Annotated in this window: 16 protein-coding genes and 1 pseudogene; 8 read left to right on the forward strand and 9 right to left on the reverse strand. The window is 51.0% G+C overall.

What is annotated here, in order from left to right:
- Nucleotides 1-142: transposase family protein (locus tag FFS57_RS25270; protein WP_249384045.1), on the reverse strand; the 142-nt coding region annotated here is incomplete at its 3' end.
- 563 nt (nucleotides 143-705) lie between these two features.
- Here FFS57_RS25270 and FFS57_RS17005 point away from each other — a divergent pair.
- Genes FFS57_RS17005 through FFS57_RS17015 form a run of 4 tightly spaced genes read left to right on the forward strand, consistent with a single transcriptional unit; the run spans nucleotide 706 to nucleotide 4,386 of the window.
- Nucleotides 706-1,101, forward strand: a complete 396-nt coding sequence (locus FFS57_RS17005; protein WP_137939013.1) for an SxtJ family membrane protein — start codon at nucleotides 706-708, stop codon at nucleotides 1,099-1,101.
- A 9-nt stretch (nucleotides 1,102-1,110) separates the two neighbouring features.
- On the forward strand, nucleotides 1,111-1,260 hold the full coding sequence (locus FFS57_RS25850; protein WP_249384040.1) for a DUF5989 family protein: 150 nt from the start codon (nucleotides 1,111-1,113) through the stop codon (nucleotides 1,258-1,260).
- Nucleotides 1,261-1,267: 7 nt separating this feature from the next.
- On the forward strand, nucleotides 1,268-3,103 hold the full coding sequence (locus FFS57_RS17010) for a carbamoyltransferase family protein (RefSeq protein WP_137939014.1): 1,836 nt from the start codon (nucleotides 1,268-1,270) through the stop codon (nucleotides 3,101-3,103).
- Between the two features lie 38 nt (nucleotides 3,104-3,141).
- A complete protein-coding gene (locus tag FFS57_RS17015; protein ID WP_137939015.1) occupies nucleotides 3,142-4,386 on the forward strand; it encodes a hypothetical protein in 1,245 nt (414 codons plus the stop codon).
- Between the two features lie 407 nt (nucleotides 4,387-4,793).
- Here FFS57_RS17015 and FFS57_RS17020 read toward each other — a convergent pair whose 3' ends face one another.
- On the reverse strand, nucleotides 4,794-5,351 hold the full coding sequence (locus FFS57_RS17020) for a hydrolase (protein WP_137939016.1): 558 nt from the start codon (nucleotides 5,349-5,351) through the stop codon (nucleotides 4,794-4,796).
- Between the two features lie 68 nt (nucleotides 5,352-5,419).
- The gene (locus FFS57_RS17025) at nucleotides 5,420-6,562 is read right to left on the reverse strand and encodes an HD-GYP domain-containing protein (RefSeq protein WP_171014026.1); all 1,143 of its coding nucleotides are present in this window, start codon (nucleotides 6,560-6,562) and stop codon (nucleotides 5,420-5,422) included.
- A 266-nt stretch (nucleotides 6,563-6,828) separates the two neighbouring features.
- Between FFS57_RS17025 and FFS57_RS17030 the strand changes: the two are divergent.
- Both FFS57_RS17030 and FFS57_RS17040 read left to right on the forward strand, forming a co-directional pair.
- A pseudogene (locus tag FFS57_RS17030) lies at nucleotides 6,829-9,036 on the forward strand (ribonucleoside triphosphate reductase).
- On the forward strand, nucleotides 9,036-9,701 hold the full coding sequence (locus tag FFS57_RS17040) for an anaerobic ribonucleoside-triphosphate reductase activating protein (protein ID WP_137939020.1): 666 nt from the start codon (nucleotides 9,036-9,038) through the stop codon (nucleotides 9,699-9,701). Before FFS57_RS17030 ends, FFS57_RS17040 begins: the two are co-directional and overlap by 1 nt.
- A gap of 311 nt (nucleotides 9,702-10,012) precedes the next feature.
- On the opposite strand, the gene FFS57_RS17045 is transcribed toward FFS57_RS17040, so the two are convergent.
- The 5 genes from FFS57_RS17045 to FFS57_RS17065 are packed head-to-tail and all read right to left on the reverse strand — an operon-like array spanning nucleotide 10,013 to nucleotide 15,165.
- Nucleotides 10,013-11,056: a hypothetical protein gene (locus tag FFS57_RS17045; protein ID WP_137939021.1), complete on the reverse strand. Its 1,044-nt coding sequence runs from the start codon at nucleotides 11,054-11,056 to the stop codon at nucleotides 10,013-10,015.
- A 35-nt stretch (nucleotides 11,057-11,091) separates the two neighbouring features.
- A complete protein-coding gene (locus tag FFS57_RS17050) occupies nucleotides 11,092-12,069 on the reverse strand; it encodes a CapA family protein (RefSeq protein ID WP_137939022.1) in 978 nt (325 codons plus the stop codon).
- Nucleotides 12,066-12,485 (reverse strand): hypothetical protein, encoded by a 420-nt coding sequence (locus tag FFS57_RS17055; protein ID WP_249384041.1) that lies wholly within the window; start codon nucleotides 12,483-12,485, stop codon nucleotides 12,066-12,068. Before FFS57_RS17055 ends, FFS57_RS17050 begins: the two co-directional genes overlap by 4 nt.
- Nucleotides 12,482-12,952: a cyanophycin metabolism-associated DUF1854 family protein gene (locus FFS57_RS17060; protein WP_137939023.1), complete on the reverse strand. Its 471-nt coding sequence runs from the start codon at nucleotides 12,950-12,952 to the stop codon at nucleotides 12,482-12,484. Before FFS57_RS17060 ends, FFS57_RS17055 begins: the two co-directional genes overlap by 4 nt.
- A gap of 2 nt (nucleotides 12,953-12,954) precedes the next feature.
- A complete protein-coding gene (locus FFS57_RS17065) occupies nucleotides 12,955-15,165 on the reverse strand; it encodes a cyanophycin metabolism-associated ABC transporter (protein ID WP_249384042.1) in 2,211 nt (736 codons plus the stop codon).
- A gap of 415 nt (nucleotides 15,166-15,580) precedes the next feature.
- On the opposite strand from FFS57_RS17065, the gene FFS57_RS17070 reads away from it, so the two are divergent.
- A complete protein-coding gene (locus FFS57_RS17070) occupies nucleotides 15,581-17,791 on the forward strand; it encodes a cyanophycin synthetase (RefSeq protein ID WP_137939072.1) in 2,211 nt (736 codons plus the stop codon).
- 44 nt (nucleotides 17,792-17,835) lie between these two features.
- Nucleotides 17,836-20,406 carry a cyanophycin synthetase gene (cphA, locus tag FFS57_RS17075; RefSeq protein ID WP_137939025.1) on the forward strand — a complete coding sequence of 857 codons (2,571 nt, stop codon included), beginning with the start codon at nucleotides 17,836-17,838 and terminating at the stop codon, nucleotides 20,404-20,406.
- A gap of 58 nt (nucleotides 20,407-20,464) precedes the next feature.
- Here cphA and FFS57_RS17080 read toward each other — a convergent pair whose 3' ends face one another.
- Nucleotides 20,465-21,331 carry a CPBP family intramembrane glutamic endopeptidase gene (locus FFS57_RS17080; protein ID WP_137939026.1) on the reverse strand — a complete coding sequence of 289 codons (867 nt, stop codon included), beginning with the start codon at nucleotides 21,329-21,331 and terminating at the stop codon, nucleotides 20,465-20,467.
- Nucleotides 21,332-21,356 lie beyond the last annotated feature (25 nt).

A 21,356-nucleotide genomic window follows, 5' to 3' on the forward strand; every position in this document is an offset into this window, starting at 1 on the left:
CTTCGATGGCCTTCCAGCCGCTGGCGCCGCTGAGCACGGCTGCAAAGGTGAGGAACACCACGTCCATCAGGTTGTGGCGAATGTTGATCGGGGTACGTGGGTCGGGCAGATCGACGAGGTGGGTGAATAGGACCATGGCCAAGGTTGACGGTGAAGGATTGGGGGTTCGCAGCTTACCGGACTGGGCACCAGGTTGCTTGATGAGGTGCACTGTCGTACCTGAATTTATGCCGATGGCAAGTTCGATCCCGCCCTGCCGTTGAAGTCTACCCTTCGCTCCTGGAGGCCCAATCTTGCGAGGGAAGCGTGCCTGCCTTCCATGCCTCATGACACAACAGCTTCAGGTCTGATGTCAGAATTGATAGATGTCATGACTTACATGAGCAAGACCACGAATCTCTAATCGGTATCGCCTAGCTTGAATTTTCCCCATCGAACACAGCATAAGTGACTTTAACACCTCCGCCAAATGGACTAATGTAGGTTGACTGTCGCTTCAGTGTCAATTGATCCGTGTTGGTGCCTGGCAAAAACAAAAGTGAATTATATGTAGTACCTATTTATGTATTTTCAATTTTCATATGGATGGATGTGATTAATTTTTGCCGAGAGTGGATTTGCTATTTGTTAAAAAGCATATGTTGTTGGTGTCGCTGATGGAGTTGTGGCAATCTTAATAGTTGAGCTAACAAAGCCATGTTGGTCATGATGAAAGCGATCTGTGCTACTGAGCGTGATTTTGGAATTTTGTTTTCTTTGTTATTTTATATAATAAGCATTCTGTTTTGGTGGGGAGGTAATGATATTTATCTTCCAATTGGCTGGCTTGGTGTTTTTTTGATAATTATTTCATTTGTTGCACCTAGTCAGTTGTCTTCGTTAAGTAAGTTGTGGATGGGATTCGGTAATCTTATTCAGCATATTATTAGTCCAATTGTTCTGGCTATGATGTATTTTTTCATGCTGACCCCATTTGGCTTGGTTATGCGGTTGTTTGGATATGATCCGATGAGGAAGAGGTTTGATGCAAATGCTGAAAGCTATTGGCAGCTCAGGCATCCGCCTGGGCCTAATTCTGATAGTCTGAGTAAACAATTTTAGAGGGTGGAAATGTATTTTATTAAAGAGATTTGGGATTTTCTAAAGGCTAGAAAGAAAATATGGATGTTTCCATTGGTATTTATAATGGTCATTCTCGGTGGTTTACTTATTTTGGCTCAAGGCTCTGCATTGGCTCCACTTATTTATACGCTTTTTTGAGCTATTTATGAATATTCTTGGAATTTCTGCGTATTATCATGATAGTGCAGCTGCACTGCTCATTGATGGGAAAATTATTGCTGCAGCACAGGAGGAGCGGTTTACCAGAATAAAGCATGATCCAACCTTTCCGGTTAATTCAATCAGATACTGCTTGATGGAAGGTGGTCTATTGCCTAGCCATGTTGACTATGTGGCATTTTATGATAAGCCATTTTTAAAATTCGAGCGTTTGTTGGAAACATATTTGGCCTTTGCGCCTAAAGGTTTTCTATCTTTTGCCAAAGCATTGCCAATATGGCTTAAAGATAAGTTGTTTCAGAAGAATACATTAAGTAATGAGCTCAGTAAGATAGATCCAGATATAGACTGGATGGAAAAGTTACTCTTTTCAGAGCATCATTTTAGCCATGCAGCTAGTGCTTTTTATCCTTCTCCATTTGATAGAGCTGCTGTACTGACTATGGATGGAGCAGGGGAATGGGCGACGACTTCATTGGCACTAGGTAGTGGTAATGATCTAAAAATAGCTCGCGAAATTCATTTTCCTCACTCTCTTGGTCTTTTATATTCAGCCTTTACTTATTACACAGGGTTTAAAGTTAATTCTGGAGAGTATAAGGTAATGGGCTTGGCGCCGTATGGTAAGCCAAGATTTGCTAATTTAATTAAAGATAATTTAATTGACATTAAGGATGATGGTAGTTTCAGGCTGAATTTGGAATATTTTGATTATTGTGTTGGTCAAACCATGACCAATGGTCAATTCGATAAGATATTTGGTGGAAAGCCAAGACAGCCTGAATCAACGTTAACGCAGCGTGAAATGGATTTGGCTGCCTCAATACAAGTTGTTACTGAGGAAGTTGTCATCAAACTTGCACGTGCTATTTCGAAAGAGACTGGGGAAAGAAACCTTTGTTTGGCCGGTGGTGTTGCATTGAACTGTGTAGCAAATGGCAAACTACTTCGCGAAAACATTTTTGACTCGATATGGATTCAGCCTGCTGCTGGAGATGCTGGTGGTGCGCTCGGGGCAGCATATGCTGCGAATCATGTTTTCCTTAAAAGTGAGCGAGGTGATGGAAAAGGCTTGGATAAAATGGCAGGTAGCTTTCTCGGGCCTTCCTATTCGCAGATGGAAATTGAGCAGTGTCTGATAAATGAAGGGGCTGTATTCAAAGTTCTTGAGGAAACAGAACTTGTTAATCAATGCGCAATGGAATTGGCCAATGGCAACGCGCTAGGCTGGCATCAAGGGCGTATGGAATATGGACCACGTGCTTTGGGTGGGCGGTCTATTTTGGCAGATCCTCGGTTGCCAAATATGCAACGAAATTTGAATATGAAGGTGAAGTATCGTGAGTCATTTCGTCCTTTTGCTCCGTCTATATTGAGTGAGGAGGCAGGTAATTATTTTAATTTACCAGATAGTAGTCCATATATGTTAATGGTTGGGGATGTATTAGAGGTACATAGACTTCCTCTGTCTGAATCTCAACAGAATCTATTTGGAATAGATCAATTGAATGTTAAGAGGTCATCAATTCCAGCGGTAACTCATGTTGATTATTCTGCTAGGATCCAAACGGTTCATGCTGAAACCAATCAAAAATATCATGCGCTGATATCAAAATTTATGGGCATTACAGGGTGCCCGGTTTTGGTTAATACTAGTTTCAATATAAGAGGCGAGCCAGTCGTTTGCACCCCTGCTGATGCATTCAAGTGTTTTATGTGTACGGAAATTGATGTTTTGGCTATTGGTAATTGCATTCTATATAAGAATGATCAAAATGGCGATTTGAGAAAAAATTACACTAATTTGTATTATCTTGATTAGTGTTTTTTGGATTGTTCATAATTTTTAATGTGGAATTCATGAAAAATAGCAAGAAATTTAGTGGTACTTGTTTGGCTGTTGTTTTCCCTGTGGTTTCTATTTTTCTATTTTTGGTATTTCTTGAAATTATATTCAGATATAAAGAACCTGTTTTCGAAGAGAGGTGGCCTTCTAATTTTTATCAGGATATTGGTTTTTTGTTTGGCCCGAATGATATTGTTAGGCATACTAATAATATTGATTTTTGGGTTGAGGAACGTACTAATTCTCTTGGATTTCTTGATGCCGAGCCACCAAAATACACTGAAGGACAGTGCCACATTTCATTGATAGGTGATTCATTTGTAGAAGCTGCCCAAGTAAGAGTTAAAGACAAGACACAAAGAATTTTAGAGCGAGCTGCAGCAGTAGCTCATCCTGAATGGAGTTTAACGGCAAGTGCATTTGGATACAGTGGAACTGGGCAATTAAGTCAATTGCCATTTTATGATAAATTTGCTAAAAAGTTTAATCCTAAGCTTGTTGTTCTTATGTTTGTGTCAAATGATTACGCAAATAATTTTTCTATTATTGAATCTTTAAGATATGGCTGGAATCCAGATCATTTGCCGAGAATATTTGCCAAAAAGGAATCTGGTTTTTATTCTGTTTCAAATATTTCTCCTGATTGGGAAGCGTATAAGATTAAGGATAAAATGGAAAATCCGCCAAGGAGCCACACTTTCCTCATGAAGAATAGTGCATTCTATCGATGGGTTTGGAATAGGGCGTCATTGCAATTTCCTATTTTACAAGGGTTTATTGGTATGACAAATGCGGAAAAAATAAACAGAAGAGCGGTGTATTTTAGTAATGATAGTAAAACTGCAAGTAAGATGGCAGGGTGGAGTGAGCGGTTTGCAGAAAATCTGGATAGAAATGTACATGAAAAGGTTCTAGCTGATTTTTATCATGGTGCAATCGGTGCGACAGAATTTGCACTTGCTGAATTTAAGCGAAGGGTAGATGCTGATGGCGCCAGAATAGTAATTCTGGCGACTAGTGAAATGTTCGCTTCAAGTATTGGGGTTGATGAAGGTCGTTATGCCTATCGAAGATTGCTTGATATAGCTGGAAAGATAGGTGTGCCAGTTATCGATCACTATGAATATATAGTGGATAGAAAGCTTGATATAAACAAGGCAAATTTTAAATATGATTATCATTGGTCAGAGTTCGGCCATAAGTGGGCTGCCGAGTTGCTGATGAAATATATTGAAAAAGAAAATATTTGCAATGGCTGAGATGGCGCTCCCTCAGGTTTAAGGCATCTCATTACACACAGCTCATTTGTCATGCCATTTTCAGGGCTGTGCTTTGCGTAAGCCATTAATTTGCCTGGTTGGTCGTGTCGTTAAAGGATTCGCAATAATTCCTTGCAACCAATAGTTTTTCAATAAATAAAAAAGATGTATATGACGAGATGAATTTAGGGGTATCGTCAGATTTGTGCACAGGCTGATAGATCTGTAAATCAAAGGAAGTGCCTTTCTCTCATCTCATTGTGGCTCGGTAGGTTGGTCTTGCCACGTTTCTGTGAGTCTTGAATCGAATACAGATTGCGGGGAGAAAGGCACTATGTTTAGCTTGGTTTGCTGGAAATCATGTAAGAAACCAAGCATTACTGATGCACCACTTTATCTGTGTTCGGTCAACGTTGCTGTGGGGGCTGCAAGAATCGCATGCTGGCCTCTTTGAATTGCGGAGTACCCGCCTGCCGCAACCATTCAAACAAAACCATCTCTTTGCTGACAACAACTGCGCCAGCTTGTTGCATGCGAGTCAGGGCAAGCTGAGTATCGTTTGGATTGCGTGATGACACCACATCGCCTACGACGAATACCTGTTTGCCTTCCACCAGTAGTTCCAGTACGGTCTGGAGAACGCAGACATGAGCTTCCATGCCGGTCACGATCACTTGCTTGCGGCGTGACATTAGTTCAGTCGGCAAGCATTCACCAGCCACACATGAAAAATGCACTTTGTCGACCACCGGGGCGGTTGGTGCTTGAGTTGTCAGGCGTTCCAGAGTGTGACCCAAGCCCTTCGGGTACTGTTCGGAAAACACCACAGGTACGCCAACCAAGCCAGCCAGTTCAATCAGCCAAGCACAATCTTCGATAAATTGCGCAGCTTGATGGACTGCTGGCACTAGTTTTTCCTGTACATCCACTACCAACAACCACGAGCGGCTAGCATCGATCAGCATGGCTTTGTTCCGGGTGAGTGAAGATGGGTGCCTAGCTTAGCGCAGTTTGCTGCGGATGGCAGCACACATCAACCACCAGCGGCCTCTTTGCCCCATACTGGAAACATGCGAAATGGCATGCGATATTTACGTGGGTCAACTGCTTCACGGATGGCGTAGAGTGCATCGCTTGTTTTACGGCGGATTGGAAATTCCAGATCAGCACCAAAGGGGCCAATGACGGCGTGTACCCATGGGGTTGCTGCATTTTCAGCTCGCTTGCTGACAACACCAATTTCCCCATTGGCCAGGCGAACCATGGTGCCTGGTGGGTAAATACCGATGATCTTGATGAAATGGGCGGCGATGTCTGGTGCAATAGCATGACCGCTTTCGAGCAGGATGTCGCGCAGCACGGCGTTAGGGAGGGCAACCGGGCGCTCGCCCCGTATTGATATCCGTGCACAGTATCGATCCGTGATATTGAGCAGCTTGGCGCAGAGTACGATCTGTTCGCCTCTCAAGCCATCGGGGTAACCGGTGCCGTCATCTGCCTCATGATGATGGGCGACAATGTCCAGCCATAGGGGATCTTTCACCTGAGCGTGCATCAGGATATCCATACTCTTTCGTGGATGGGCACGAATAGCAGTTTTGACTGCCGGTGCCAGTTCACCTGTGATGGTATTGAGCTTGTCCTGTACTTCGATCATGCCCAGGTTCATAGTCAGTGCGGCACAGAGTAGCGAATGTGTCTCCTGGGGTGGCATCTTCATGCTGTGCGCCATAATACACGCCAGAATTGCGCTGTCGACATGGTGTCGTACCGCATAGCTGCCTTTCTGTCGTTGTTGAATAAACGCTAAGGCAATGTCAGGGTTGATGTCACATGCACGTTGCACCACCTGGGCAATGGCGTCGATCATGCTGTCCAATGCCAAGTCTGGTGTTTTCAATTGTGGCGCCAATGCATCCAGTTGTTCTCGTGCCTGTAACAATGGCATTACCGCCGATTGGGCACCTTCGCCTTCTGACGCAGCCTTTTCTGTGGCGGCTAACTCGTCTCGATCCACATATAGGCCGGTGTCAATGAGGCGATCAATCTGCCCTTCCGATTCCAGTACATAGCCTTTTCGCAATAGCAGATGACCATGCTCATCGTGCATATCCCACGGCAAGGGCTCGCCAACCGTCAAGTGGGCTTCGGCAATCCGCTGGTGGTTCGCTGGCATGGACGTGCTACCCCTTTCCATGTTGTCGCAGGTTGAAGTACCCGCCGCAATCTGCAGTTTGGACATGCAACCCAGATTAAGTATAGGTACGAGATAAGGTGACAACCAGCCTGCAACGATGGCGTTGACTGTTGGCTACTGTTGATGTGTGTCAAGAAAATGCCAGTTCACATTGTTTTAGCACAATATATTGTAATAATATTTATTTGAATATCAATAGGTTGATTTTATGCCGGTTGGCGAAAGGGGGCAGGGTGGACAACGTAGTGGCAATTTCAGGTGATGTCATCAAACGGGATGGCAGCCGGGCTCGGTTCGATGCAGACAAAATCCGTAATGCACTGATCAAGGCCAGTGCGGCCAGTGGCGAGTTCGGCGTGGCTGAAAGCGCTCGTTTGACCACACAAGTGGTCAAAGTACTGGTTCACCGTTTTGGGCGTGGCATGCCACACATCGAGGCGATTCAGGATGTGGTGGAGCAAACACTAATTACGGCAGACTACTTTGCCACGGCCCGTGCCTACATTGTTTACCGTGAACAGCATGCCAAGTTGCGGCAGGATCAACGCACCATGATCAATGTTGCAAGCAGTATCAATGAATATCTGGATCAGCAAGATTGGCGAGTGAATGCCAATGCCAATCAGGGCTATAGCCTGGGTGGGTTGATTCTGAACGTATCTGGCAAAGTGGTGGCTAACTACTGGCTGTCACATGTCTACCCACCAGTAATTGGCCAGGCGCATCGCGACGCTGATTTGCATATCCACGACCTCGACATGCTCTCAGGCTATTGTGCTGGTTGGAGCTTGCGCACGCTGCTGCACGAGGGCCTGAACGGTGTGCCTGGTAAAGTGGAGGCGACGCCGCCCAAGCACATGTCGAGTGCTATCGGCCAGATCGTCAATTTTCTTGGGACCTTGCAAAACGAATGGGCCGGTGCGCAGGCATTTTCGTCGTTCGATACCTATATGGCGCCATTTGTACGCAACGATGGCCTGAGTTATGTAGAGGTGAAGCAATACATTCAGGAACTGATCTACAACCTGAACGTGCCCAGCCGCTGGGGCACACAAACGCCGTTCACCAATCTGACTTTCGATTGGACCTGCCCCGCTGATCTGTGTGAGCAAGTACCTCATATCGGTGGGCTGGAGATGCCGTTTACCTACGGTGATTTGCAGGCAGAGATGGACCTGATCAACCGCGCATACATCGAAGTGATGATGACGGGTGATGCCAAAGGCCGAGTATTCACCTTTCCGATTCCTACCTACAACATTACCTCAGATTTTGATTGGGACAGCCCCAATGCTCATCTCTTGTTCGAGATGACGGCCAAGTACGGCTTACCTTATTTCCAGAACTTCCTGAATTCGGAACTGCAACCACACATGATTCGTTCAATGTGCTGCCGATTGCAACTGGATCTGCGGGAGCTACTGAAACGGGGTAACGGCCTGTTTGGTTCGGCCGAGCAAACGGGCTCGCTGGGGGTCGTTACCCTCAATTGCGCTCGGATTGGATACCAGTACAAAGGCGACGAAGTGGGTATGTTGGCGCGCGTGGATGAATTGCTGATGTTGGGGAAGCAGAGTCTGGAGATCAAACGCAAAGTGATCCAGCGTCATATTGATCGGGGGCTGTTTCCTTATACCAAGCGGTATTTGGGCACGTTGCGCAATCACTTTGCCACACTGGGTGTCAATGGCATCAATGAGATGATCCGCAATTTTACTGACGATGAGCATGATATCACCACGAAATGGGGGCATGCCTTTGCCTGCCGGTTACTGGATCATATTCGTGCCCGTATCATTGAATTTCAGGAAGAAACCGGCCATCTCTACAATCTTGAAGCCACACCTGCCGAAGGTACCACCTATCGTTTTGCCAAGGAGGACAAAAAGCGCTTCCCGATCATCTTGCAGGCCGGTACGCCAGATCAGCCCTATTACACCAACTCCAGCCAGTTGCCTGTCGGTTTTACCGATGATCCGTTCGATGCCTTGCAACGCCAGGATGAGCTGCAGCGGAAGTACACTGGTGGCACGGTACTGCATTTGTATATGAATGAGCAGGTATCGTCAGCTGAAGCTTGTAAGCAATTGGTGAAACGGGCTTTGTCGCGTTTCCGACTACCGTATCTCACTGTTACACCCACATTCTCGATTTGCCCGAAGCATGGTTATCTAGCTGGCGAGCATGAATTTTGCCCGCATTGCGATGCCGCCTTGTTGGCCCAGCAGGGTAGCCAAGCTACTTGTGAATGTTGATTTGATAAAAGGAACCCAATCGTGAACCCGAACAAACTGACCATTGTCGACCTACCTGAAGCCCAGCGTACTCGTTGTGAAGTCTGGACACGTGTCATGGGCTATCACCGCCCAGTGTCGTCTTTCAATACGGGGAAAAAAGGGGAACACCAACAGCGCCGTTTCTTTGTTGAGCCCTGCCATTCGAATCAAGCCTGATGCCGATACCTATTTACCTGGATGCAAATCAGGCAGATTCATTGTTGATTGGTGGCCTGACACCATTTACCACGGTAGATTATCCTGGCTATTTGGCTGCTGTCGTCTGGGTACAGGGTTGCCCTTGGCGTTGCCGGTATTGCCATAACCCGCATTTGCAGGTGCGTGGTAAGGCATCGGCATTGGTCTGGGAGGAGGTCTACGACTTCTTCGAACAACGAGTCGGCCTGCTGGATGCAGTCGTGTTTTCAGGTGGCGAGGCAACCGTCGACAAGGCATTGCCCGCAGCAATGCAGATATTGAAAACACTGGGCTATCGAATTGGGCTGCATACGGCGGGTGCCTATCCTGATCGACTGGCTGTAGCATTACCGTTGTGCGATTGGGTGGGGCTGGATGTGAAGGCTTTGTGGGCTGACTATGATGCGCTGACGGCAACCCCTGGCAGCGCCATGGCTGCGCGTGATTCATTCGCACTGGTTCAGCGGTCAGGCGTGCCTTATCAGATACGCACAACGGTACACGATGCTTGGTTGCCACCTGACAAGCTTGAGCAACTCAAGTGCGAACTGGCTTCACAGGGGGTTAAGGAGCATGTTTTGCAACCATTTCGTCAACTTGGGTGTATCGACTGTACCCTATCTGAATCTGATTGGTCAGGGTGAGCGGCAGATGTCGATCGGAAATGGCATGCTGTCAAATCGCGTATACATTCACCAATAGCGGCATTCACAGCTGAGGGACAAACTCATATATTTTCAAGCAGGTGGGGTATGACGAGACATGCTTTTTCCATTTGTTCATGTATTGCCAGATCTCGAGTGCCTTTTGCACTGCAATGGCTGCTAACCGGCTCGTCATGGGGGTGACGCTATTTTTTGATACCAATGGCCGCAAATGCTGTTGTGGCTAATCGAGTTTGACATGCTAAATGATCCGTAGTCATTGCATGGCTGTGGTATTGCCTTGGGCTTGATCAATCCAATTGCCGCAAGATATGGCGGTCGAATTCCAAAACATCGATTGCTCGTAACTGTTTGATCAGGGCGGGGCAGGTGACATCATCAATCAACAGATCGAACCGTTTGTTGTTGGTGGGATTGATCGTGATGAAACGTAGCCCATAGCCAACCCCGCTGGTCTGCTGATATTCAACACTGGTGTTGCGCAAGTCGACAACCCAGTCGCCGGATGTGTTACGTAGTGAATGACCTGCAAGTTCAAAGGCTTGTATATGACGGCCACCGTGGGTAATACGCCAGAATGGGATGGCCCAGACAAGCCAGGCTGAACACGGCACCAAGAAGAGCAGGCCAACCAGTAGTTTGAAGAAGCCAGCATCGCTAGCAAAATAGAGTAGGCAAACGGTTATGGCGGTGGCGGCCAGATAACCTGCGGCAATCCATACCCGAAAAGTAGGCCAGTGAAATACTTGGGCCTTGAATTGGAACACGTGCTGTGTAGGCTGCTGGTGACTGTTTGCAATGGCTTGATCGCGGGTAGACTTAAGATGGTATTCCAATACCGTAACCAGTGACGTAATGTCTGCCTGCAACAACAAACGGCCAAATGGTTCGGTATGAATGATCAGTGCCGATTCGCTATCCGGGATGAAATCGTAATCCAGTACCTGATGCCAAGTCGCAGACCCCAATCCTTCAATATGCAGGCCGTGCTCATCCAATATGGTTTGTGTGGATTGATTGAATAGCGTGATACCACGCCATCTCCGCCAGCGTTCCTCAAGCACGAAATACAAGATAAACCCGATTACCATGCCGACGAGGCTGACAATTAACAGGCCCAGCATGCCAATTGTGGACAGGATTGCTCGCCATCCTGTTGCTTCGCCATTTCCAAGCAGAGTGACGCTAAGCCAGAACCCAGGTGCACCTCCAAGCATGCCGGACAATACCATGCCCCAGATTCCGATATCGTCACCCGGTTGGCTGACGTCAATTATTTTGGAGAAACGGGGTGGGGAGTTCAGCGAGGTTGAGGAAAGGGGAGTCGGATTCATGGTAAATACTCAGGTGGATTCGTGGACGTGGGGTATCAGCGATCTTGGCATGTTTGAATGTGCTGGCTGCCACGAATGCCACATGGGGTCTTGGCACCGACAATGGGCGCTGGTGTTCCATCGTCGTCAACCATTACCGCGACCGTATCCCACTTTGTCACGCCTTGCCGATCCACCGTCAACCGTAATACCCAACCGGTACGGGTTGCTGGTGTGGTGAAACTGTCGAATACAAAATTACCCAGACTGTAGATGATAGGCTTACCTTGATAGTACTCGGCCCCTTGAGTGATATGCGGGTGGCCACCGATAACGATATCGGCCCCGGCATTGATCATGGTGTGGGCAAGTTGTCGTTGACGTGCCGTGGGTTTTGGCTCGCGTTCCCAGCCCCAATGCATGAAGGGAATCACAAGATCTGCGCCTGATTGGCGAGCCGCACGAATGTCAGTAACAACCTGGCTGTCTTCGCTCCATGCGATGCCAGGCCAGTTGCTACCGGCTTCAAAGGATCGGGGTTTGAATTCGTTGTAGCCAAGTAGGGCGATGCGCAGACCATTGCGCTCCAGCCACAGTGGGGCGTGGGCAGCGCTGAGATTGCGGCCACCCCCAAAGGGTCTCAGGCCTGTTTGTTCAAGCAGGTTCAGTGTTTCGACAAAGGCGTCCTTGCCGTAGTCACCGGCATGATTGTTGGCGACCGAGAGTGCATCGAAGCGACCTTTCAGTAACGGCAATACGCTAGGGTGGGCACGGAAGGTAAAGATCTTGTTGCCAAGTGCTGCACCTGTGGTGGCAATGGGGCATTCCAGATTGCCAATGCGAAAGTCGGCCGATTTAAGCAAGGTGTCGACATGGCGGAATGGATCCTGCCCATTGGCGATGCTACGGCCCGGGCCGTCATCCAACATGATGTCACCGACGAACAGCAACTTGACACTGCCTTGTTCTGCAGCGAAGGCATAGTTGATATCGATCAGATACAGCAAGCCTAATATAAAGATCAGCCGGTTCATTGTGATTTCCCCACAGCGTTGATCAACTCGCACCAATACTGCAGCTCACCATCTCGCACCGATTCGTAGACGAATTGCAGTCCAGTGAAGCCATATTGCCGTTGGAAAGCGGGCGGATAGTGATAAGTGGCCTGATGAATGGGGACCGGGCTGCCTTCCTGATCTGCAAAGGTGTAGAGCTTGATGGCGGCTAGATCGGCCGGCTCACGCTGGAACACGATGCGAAACTGAAAGTAGGAGCCAATCTGAATATTATCGATCGTATAAGGGGTGGTAGTTGGCGTAGCCACGAGCGTGTGAGTCTCACCGCCATAGGTGTAGTGGCATTGCACCTGTTCGGTGGGGAGCGCTGCAATCGCCCCACTGAAGGTAAAGCTGCATAGCAAGGTGGTCAATTTCCGCTGTTGTCGGTTCACAGGAAGCGATCCAGCAGTTTCTTACTGTGCGGATCCATGGCAAACAGGTCACGGATCATAAACTGCACCCCGTGGCTGTCGGCGATCAACAACACGCCACCAGGCAAACGGCGGATGTCTTCTTCTCCTTTCAGGATGAAGCTGGTTTCGCCACGGTTCGTCTCCACATCCCAGGTGCTGGGTGTTGCAAAGGTGGATACATGTTTGAGTTTGAGAATTTCCGGCATGAATTCACGGCTGGCGAGTTCTTCTTCGAGCAGGGCACGAACGGAGGCCGGGAGTTCTCGTAGCTGGTCGATCCAAACGACTTCATGACCATCGGTATCCACCAGTGCGATCCCTACGTCTGGTGCAGCGATGGGAAAGGCTCGTACCGGGACAACCCCTTCATAGACAAGGCTGCCAGAGGTGGTCAGCACCAGTCGGCCAAATCCGTTACGGGTCAGTTGAAATTGGGGTGTGCTCATACTCAGTCCTCATCCTGCTCGCTGTTGTCGCCCTCGGTATCCACATTGCGAGCTTGCGCCTCATACAAGCGGAAGTAATGACCTTGTCTTTCCATCAATTCATCATGGTTGCCAACCTCGACGACCACACCGCGGTCCATGACGACCAGCCGATCTGCCTTGCGTAGTGTGGATAGTCGGTGTGCTATGGCAATAGTGGTGCGGCCTTGGACCAGGTTGTCCAGCGCTTTCTGGATTTCCTTTTCGGTTTCGGTATCGACCGATGAAGTGGCTTCATCCAAAATGAGAATGCGCGGATTGATCAGCAGCGCGCGGGCAATCGAGATACGTTGGCGTTCCCCACCCGACAAGCCCTGGCCGCGTTCACCCACCAGTGAATCATAGCCCTGCGGCAGGCGCAGGACGAATTCGTGGGCATGTGCTGCACGGGCGGCGGCGATGATTTCCTCGCGGGATGCATCTGGCTTGCCATAGGCGATGTTCTCAGCAATGGTTCCGAAGAACAGAAACGGTTCCTGCAGGACCAGGCCGATATTGCGGCGATAGTCGGCCACGGTCAGCGATCGGATGTCGGTGCCATCCAGACGGATCGAACCCTCGGTGATGTCATAGAAGCGGCAGATCAGGTTGACCAAGGTGCTTTTGCCCGAGCCACTATGGCCGACCAGACCGATCATTTCACCAGGGTGGATGGTGAGATCCACGCCTTTGATCACGGCCCGGTTGCCATAACGAAAGCGGGCGTCACGGATGTCGATCTGACCTTTGACAACTGGCAGTTTCACCGGATTGACGGGCTCCGGCACACTGGAGACGTGATCCAGGATATCGAAGATGCGCTTGGCACCCGCTGCTGCCTTTTGGGTGACGGATACGATGCGGCTCATGGAGTCCAACCGGCCGTAGAAACGGCCTATATAGGCCAGGAATGCAGTCAGCACACCCACGGTGACATGGCCGTTGGCCACCTGCCAGATGCCAAATGCCCACACCACCAGCAAGCCGAGTTCGGTCAACAGCGATACAGTGGGGGAGAAAAGCGACCAGACTTTGTTCAGTCTGTCATTCACCAACAGATTATGTTTGTTGGCGTCACGAAAACGCTGTGCTTCGCGTTGTTCTTGTGCAAAAGCCTTGACGACCCGAATGCCAGGGATGGTATCGGCCAGCACGTTGGTGACTTCCCCCCATACTCGGTCGATCTTTTCAAAGCCGGTGCGCAGGCGGTCGCGCACAAAATGGATCATCCAGCCGATGAACGGTAGCGGTAACAATGTTACCAGGGCCAGCCACGGGTCGATGGAAAGCAAAATGACAGCTGTCATCACAATCATGAGCACATCGGAAACAAAATCCAGCAAATGCAGCGACAGGAACACGCTGATACGATCGGATTCAGAGCCGATGCGCGACATCAGATCCCCAGTACGTTTGCCGCCGAAGTATTCCAGTGATAGCTGCAAAAGATGTTCATAGGTGCTGGTTCGCAGGTCGGCACTGATGCGTTCACTGACCAAGGCCAGGATATAGGTTTTGCCCCAACCCAACCCCCATTGCAGAATGGCCGCGGCAAACAGGCCTAGCAGGTAGACACCAACTGTACTTGGCTCGATATGGGCACCATTCTGGAATGGGATCAGCACATTATCCATCAATGGCATGGTCAGATAGGGCGGGACCATGGCAGCGGCTGTTGCCCCCAGCATCAACAGGAAGCCCGCCAGCAACTGTCCCTGATAGGGTTTGGCAAAGCGCCATAAGCGCAATAGTGTCCAGGTAGAAGGCGGGGTATGCAGCTCGCGGGCACAGATCGGGCACTCATCCTGATCCGGCTCCATGGGTGCCTTACACTGTGGGCAGGTGGATTCTTCTGGTGGCGGGACTGGCTGTCCTGTGATTGCACTGTCCAGTTGCAGTTTGAATTTGTCCAGCAGTCGCAGCGCGACCACGTTCTGACCCAAGGTATAGCGCCAGTGGGCCAAACGCACTTCGGTATCGAACAGTTCCAGTGTGCCGACTCCTGCGTGATCGTGATGTTTCAGGGATAATCCCGCCCGGAGTGGCCAGCTTTGCCAATCGTGCTGGCCTGGCATTTGGGTCAACAAGCGTTGTGTGGTCAGTACCAGTATGCCCTGTGTAAATCGGAGCTGCGCATCCAGATCCAACTGCAACCAGGCGACGATTTCTTCCTTGGCAGCCAATTGTGACTGCATGTTGGCGTGCCATGGTGCGGGCAGGATGGGGTTGGTGGTTGAAGCTGTGTGTATCATCATTGAATTAATCAGTTATTCAGGCAGGGATGGATATGCTTGTCGCGCAACATGTCGTGTCGTCAGGCGGGCTTCCGATCTGCCCTGCAGGCCGCATTGTCACTGGCTTGCAGGGTAACCCTGGCTGGAAGGTAAATATTCGGCACCGTAGTCAACCGTATAATGGCGGCAACGTTAAGCGAAACGGGGTGTTTCCCATTATCGGATGGTTTACGGTATTCTCGCATATTCTAAAATGGCATATGGCGCCCAAGTCGAGAAGTATACTTCACTCTGAAGCACGGTACGGCCGCCCAGCCGACCGACGCACTCGGTTTGATCCGGTCTGATGACTGGATTGCATGCCCACAACTGGATCATGAAGAAAAAAGACATTCAATTTCTCCGCGTGACCTATCTGCGCGGTCCGAACATCTGGACTTATCGCCCGGTGCTGGAAGCGTGGGTTGATATCGGCGAGCTCGAAGAGTCGCCATCGAATACCATCCCTGGTTTTTACGAGCGACTGTCGAATTGGTTGCCGACGCTGATTGAACACCGTTGCGGTGTCGGTGAGCGCGGCGGCTTCTTGCAGCGTGTACGTGAAGGTACTTGGCCAGCTCACATCATGGAACACGTGGTACTGGAATTGCAGAATCTGGCCGGCATGCAGGTTGGTTTTGGCAAAGCCCGATCCACCAGTGAATATGGTGTGTACAAAGTTGCGGTACGTGCGCGCAACGAACAGGTCAGTCATGCAGCCCTGGAGGCTGGCCGTGACCTGGTCATGGCTGCCATCGAGGATCGACCGTTTGACGTGGCTGGTACCGTGGCGCACTTGAAGGAAATGGTCGATGCCTACCACCTTGGCCCGAGTACTGCCTGTATCGTCGATGCTGCGACTGAACGCCGTATCCCGCATATTCGGTTGACTGACGGCAATCTGGTGCAACTTGGTCAGGGCGCGTTGCAGCGCCGTATCTGGACGGCCGAGACCGACCGTACCAGTGCCATTGCAGAAAGCATCTCCAGTGACAAGGATCTGACTAAGCGCCTGCTGGAATCCTGCGGTGTACCGGTACCAGCAGGTCAGGTTGTCAGTTCGGTAGAGGAAGCGTGGGAAGTCGCGCAGGATATTGGTTTGCCGGTGGTTGTGAAGCCAACCGATGCCAATCATGGCCGCGGTGTATCGTTGGATCTGATCAACGAAGCTGACGTGCATGCTGCCTTTACATTGGCTGAGCAGGAAGGCAGCGAAGTCATCGTCGAACGCTTCGTGCGTGGCGACGAACACCGACTGCTGGTGGTGGGCAATCGTGTTGTTGCTGTCGCAAAAGGTGAGGCTGCATGGGTGGAGGGTGACGGCAAATCGACGGTGAGTGAACTGGTCGACCGGCATTTGAATATCGACCCACGTCGTGGTCTGACGGAGGACTTTCCGCTCAATCGCATCATCGTGAGCGAGGACGCCGTGATCCTGCGCGATCTGGAGCGACAGGGGCTGAATGCAGATTCAGTGCCAGCCGATGGCCGTCGCGTGTTGATTCAGCGCAATGGCAACGTGGCCAACGATGTAACCGAAACATTGCATCCGGATGTGGAAGCAGTCGCGACGCTGGCAGCACGTGTTGTCGGGTTGGACATTGCCGGGATCGACGTGGTGGCGGAGGACGTCAGCAAGCCCTTGCATCAACAAGGTGGGGCAATTGTGGAGGTTAACGCTGGGCCTGGCCTATTGATGCATCTGAAGCCAGCACACGGCGCACCCCGTCCGGTTGGACGGGCGATCGTCGATCACTTGTTCCCGGAAGGCGATTCAGGTCGTATTCCGACGGTCGGTATTTCCGGCACTCAAGGTACTACCTTGATTGCCCGCCTGGTTGCCCATCTGTTGCATTTGGCAGGACGCCATGTCGGCTTGGCATGCCGTGACGGTTTGTTCCTGGATCGACGCCAGGTGGAATCTCGTGATTGCACAAACTGGGATGCAGGCCAACGCCTATTGATCAACCGAGTGGTTGAGGCAGCCGTGTTCGAACACAGCCCTGAAACCATCCTCAGCGAAGGCCTGCCATACGACCGGTGCCAGATCGGTATTGTTACCGATGTAACCGAGAATGGCTCGTTGAACGATTTCTATATCCACGAACCGGAACAAGTCTACAACGTCCTGCGTACCCAGGTGGATGTCGTCATGTCCGAAGGGGCTGCGGTTCTGAATGCCAATGATCTGTTGGTGGCTGACATGGCCGATCTGTCGGATGGCGAGGTGATTTTCTATGCCAAGGATTCGACCCTGTTGCCAATCGTAGAGCATCTGGCCAATGGTGGCCGTGCGGTCTTTATGCGGGATCAGGCCGTGATTCTGGCCAGTGGCAGTACTGAAACCGTGCTGGCCACGCTGGATCTGTTTCCCTTGACCCGGGACGGCCAGCTTGCTCATCTCGAAAGTATGTTGGCAGCCGTGGCTGCCACATGGGCATTGGGTATTGACCCTGACCTGATTTGTGCAGGCATTGAGAACTTCGAACTAGGCGCAACCATCACGGCTGACGATAGCGCATCTCGAGCTCGTATCACCAAAAATTGATATCGGCGGGTGTACTCATACCCGCCACGACAGGAAGATTTTGCATGGAAGTTTCACGAATCCGGGCGTTACGTGGCCCTAATCTCTGGAGCCGACATACGGCTGTTGAAGCCATTGTGGCCTGCGCTGAGACAGAACGCTCAATCGCCGATACACCAGAATTCGAAGCCCGGTTACGCGTCCGGTTTCCCGAGATCGGCATTTTGCACCCTACCAGTCATGATGAAACCATTTCGATGGCACATGCGTTGGAATTTGCCACGTTGGGGTTGCAAGCCCAGGCCGGGTGCCCGGTGACATTCAGTCGCACTGCACAGACACTGGAGGCAGGTGTTTTTCAAGTGGTGGTCGAATATTCGGAAGAAGCTGTTGGCCGCTTGGCACTGGAGTTGGCGGAGGCGCTATGCCTTTCTGCCGTCGAGGATACGCCGTTTGACTTGGAAGACGCGTTGAAGCGTTTGCGCGAGCTGGATGAAGACATTCGCCTGGGACCGAGTACCGGCGCCATCGTGTATGCGGGTGTTGCGCGTGGCATTCCTTACCGTCGACTGACGGAAGGCAGCCTGGTGCAATTTGGATGGGGAAGCCGTCAACGACGCATTCAGGCGGCTGAGCTGGATTCGACCAGTGCTATTGCCGAATCAATCGCGCAGGATAAGGAACTGACCAAGAAATTGTTGCGAGCCGCTGGCGTACCGGTACCATCTGGCCGTCCGGTGAAAAGCGCTGAGGACGCACTGGCTGCCATGGCGGAAATCAATGGTCCAGTCGTGGTCAAGCCACAGGATGGTAATCAGGGCAAGGGCGTGACGGTCAATGTAGTCGATCGTGAACAACTACTTAAAGCTTATGCTGCTGCTGCGGAAATCAGTGATGATGTCTTGGTGGAAAGCTACCTGCCTGGCAGTGACTTTCGTTTGTTGGTGGTTGGCAAGCAATTGGTCGCCGCCGCCCGCCGCGATCCGCCTCAGGTAACCGGCGATGGCGTGCATACTGTCCGCGAGCTTGTGGAACAGGTCAATCGTGACCCGCGTCGCGGTGATGGTCATGCCACTTCACTGACCAAGATTCGTTTTGATGATATTGCGTTGGCGCGGTTGGCCGCAGAAGATTTGAACGCAGAATCGGTACCGGCAAAAGGGCAGCGTGTGGTGCTGCGCAACAATGCCAACTTGAGTACCGGCGGTTCGGCGACCGATGTAACTGATGACGTCCACCCGGAAGTTGCGGCGCGCGCCATCGCAGCAGCACAGATGGTAGGGTTGGATATCTGCGGTGTCGACGTGGTGTGTGATAGTGTGCTGAAACCGCTGGAAGAGCAGGGAGGCGGGATTGTGGAAGTGAATGCCGCCCCTGGTTTGCGGATGCACATCAGCCCGTCATTTGGCAAAGGCCGTCAAGTGGGCGAAGCGATTATCGATAATCTGTTTGCTGCCGGGGATGATGGCCGTATTCCGGTCGTTGCTGTGACGGGAACCAATGGCAAGACCACCACGGTTCGCGTGATTGCTCATCTTTTGGCAAGCAATGGTCTGCGTGTTGGCATGACCAATACCGATGGTGTGTATGTCAACGGCCGCCAAGTAGACAGTGGTGATTGCAGTGGTCCACGTAGTGCACGCAATGTGTTGATGCACCCGGATGTCGACGCAGCCGTGTTCGAAACTGCTCGTGGTGGCATGTTGCGCGAAGGATTGGCATTTGATCGCTGCAAAGTGTCTGTGGTCACCAATATTGGCATGGGTGATCATCTCGGCCTGAACTACATCACCACCGTTGAAGATTTGGCGGTATTGAAGCGTGTCATTGTGCAGAATGTGGCCAAGGATGGCATGGCAGTGCTGAATGCAGCTGACCCGATGGTGGTGCGAATGGCAGATAACTGCCCAGGTGCAGTGACCTTCTTCGCGCAAGATAAGCACAACCCGATCATGGCTACGCATCGAGCCCAAGGGCATCGTGTAGTTTATGTGGAAGACCACGCAGTGGTCGCCGCGCAGGGCGAGCGTAAATATCGTGTAGCGCTGGACGAGGTACCAATTACACGCGGTGGGACAATCGGCTTCCAGGTCGAGAATGTGATGGCGGCCGTGGCTGCAGCCTGGGCTCTGAATTTGGACTGGGAAGTCATTCGCAAGGGGTTGGCCAGCTTCCACAACGACGTCGACAATGCACCTGGTCGGTTTAATGTCTTCGGCTATCGCGGCGCAACTGTGATTGCCGATTATGGCCACAATCCCGATGCGATGATGGCCTTGGTCAAGGCAATTGATGCATTGCCCGCCAATCGACGTTCTGTGGTAATCAGCGGTGCTGGTGATCGTCGGGACGATGATATCCGTCAGCAAACCCAGATTCTGGGGGATGCCTTTGACGATGTATTGTTGTATCAGGATGCCTGCCAGCGTGGTCGTGCGGATGGCGAAGTGATCGGTCTGCTACGTGAAGGACTTGCCAGTGCACGTCGCACCAAACAGGTCGACGAGATTCGCGGTGAGTTTGTGGCAATTGATACCGCATTGTCACGTTTGACGACTGGTGATCTATGCCTAGTTCTGGTGGATCAGGTGGAGGAGGCCTTGGCGCATATTGCCAAGCGGGTGGCCGAAGGTTGACCCACCGCTGACTGAAAAAAAAAGGAAGCCGTGATGGCTTCCTTTTTTGTTAGCTTGATCAGCCCATCTGCGCAAGTGGATATGTCAGCAGGAAAAAATGCACACTGTTGAATCCCACATGGGCTAACACTGGTGCCAATCGCGTTCGAAATACCCCATACACCATACCGTAGGCGCAGCCCGCTCCCGCAGCCAGTAATGCATAAAATGGCCCGCCTGCCAGATGGGACAACCCAAATACCAGGCCAGTCACGGCAATGGCGGCAGATGAACCGTACGATCGATCATGCCAATGTTTTGCCAGTGTATTTTGTAACCAGAAACGGAATACCACTTCCTCTGCGAATGAAGTCAGGAACAGGTTGCCAAACAGCCAATGCAGGGCGACGATATTCATGTTCTTTGGCGACCATTGTAGTAATCCGCCAAGATAGCCGGCAAAAAGTACACATACCATCAGGATGGCTGCCGCCAATAATGTATGCATACGGTACGGGCTAGTGGATGCTGGGCGGTAAAGCCCAAACAGCAGCAGGCCTGCCAGTGCTTTATCCAATGTCCAGCCAATGCGGGCTTCCGTACTGCCAGGGCTGAGCACACCACGATAAATGGCAACGCGCTCAAAACCTGGAACGATATGCAGTGCCATTGCGATGGCAAAGATCAATGCAGTAGCAATAAACAAGGTTCGAAGTACACTGGAGCGGCTATGTTGCCCGGCATGAACCAAGCCCGCCAGCACCAGCAGCCCAAGCACACCTGCAGGTTGGATCAGGCCAGCAGTGATGGCAGCCAAAGTGCTGAGCGTAATGCCAGCAAGGCGAACAGCTTGGAACCAAGGGTGAGATACCGGTGCAAGCAGGCACCAGAAAATTGTGATTGCCAATGGCAGGCAGGCTACGTAGACGGCAAGTGGCAAAATCATGAAGGCTCCGGGCAGGAATAGAGGC

It is taken from the genome of Chitinivorax sp. B (genome assembly GCF_005503445.1).
In the GTDB taxonomy this organism is placed as follows: domain Bacteria; phylum Pseudomonadota; class Gammaproteobacteria; order Burkholderiales; family SCOH01; genus Chitinivorax.